We start from the raw sequence: 1,069 nt of genomic DNA, 5'->3' as shown, positions 1-1,069 counted from the left end.
GCCGCCAGAATGTTTCGATTTCACGAACTTTGTTTATCTTCGGCAGAGAGAACTCAGTTCGCTCTGACGCGACCACGCAAATGCGAGAAACGTTGGGCGACATTGCAAAACTAATTCGACATAACATAAATGAGTTACAGTAAAAAAGTACAAGACTTCATCAATAGTAACGATGAAAATTCAGTAAAAGATTTTTATGACAAACTGTACGAGAAATTGATCATGCTAAGTTCAAAAGAAGAAAAGTTATTTTTATGGGAAGTCGTAATAATTTTCATCTACTACTTTTCTAATAACCTTAAATCATGTGAAGTTAATTTTGGTATAATTTCGCTTTCGGAAAATACAGATTTACTCAAATTAATGCCTATCGTATTTGGAACCGTAATGTTTTTTCTTCAGTCAGTAACTTTGCAAAAATTAGAACTGACAAAAACAATTGATTTACTTTCGGTTGAAAGATTTGCGAAAAAAATACCGAACGGAGACACACGAAATTTTATTGTGAAAATCATTAATCCTTTTAATTTATCAAATTCATTGGCAAACATGATAAATGAGGATTCCAATCGAATAGAGATAGCGTTCAATTTTTTAATTATAATCCCATTACTTATAATTGGGCTTACGCCATATTACATACTAATTCAAATGTTAATCGATTTGTATAATAATCATTCTGTAGATTTCATTGGAAGAATATCTTTTTGGCTGACAATATTATTGAGTATAATGGTTGCCTTTTATTATATTTCAGGAACAGTTCGCACATTAAAACAAAGTATAAAATAACAACGTCGCCCAACCGCGCATTTACTCAAAGCGCTCGTTTTCGGTAGCCGGAAGTTGTTGTTTCACGCAGAAAGTTTTATCTTGGCAGAGGCAACTCAGTCCGCTTGCGCCGCGTTTGCGCAAATGCGCCTAACGTTGGCCGCAAGCGCGACGCCTCGGGCTCGCAGGGAAATTTCATGGAAAATCTTTGCGCAATAGCTCCTAAATTTTCACGTTTCGCTCGCTATTTTTCCTTTTTCGCCTAAAAACCGTTTTATGGGTTTTTAGAAAAAGGAAA

The 1,069-nt window shown here is 35.3% G+C and carries 1 protein-coding gene; it reads left to right on the top strand.

The genetic code is table 11. The features are described from left to right. The first annotated feature begins 129 nt into the window (after window positions 1-129). Complete coding sequence (locus tag BLP55_RS16650; RefSeq protein ID WP_091147575.1) at window positions 130-792, top strand: hypothetical protein; 663 nt, start codon at window positions 130-132, stop codon at window positions 790-792. Window positions 793-1,069: the final 277 nt, after the last annotated feature.

This window comes from Flavobacterium caeni (genome assembly GCF_900101895.1).
GTDB classification, from domain to species: Bacteria; Bacteroidota; Bacteroidia; order Flavobacteriales; family Flavobacteriaceae; genus Flavobacterium; species Flavobacterium caeni.
This window is presented reverse-complemented; position numbering and strand designations above follow the sequence as displayed.

Bases quoted from the DNA above. Each gene is read 5' to 3' on its own strand.
- BLP55_RS16650 (WP_091147575.1), top strand. From the start codon at position 130: ATGAGTTACAGTAAAAAAGTACAAGACTTCATCAATAGTAACGATGAA.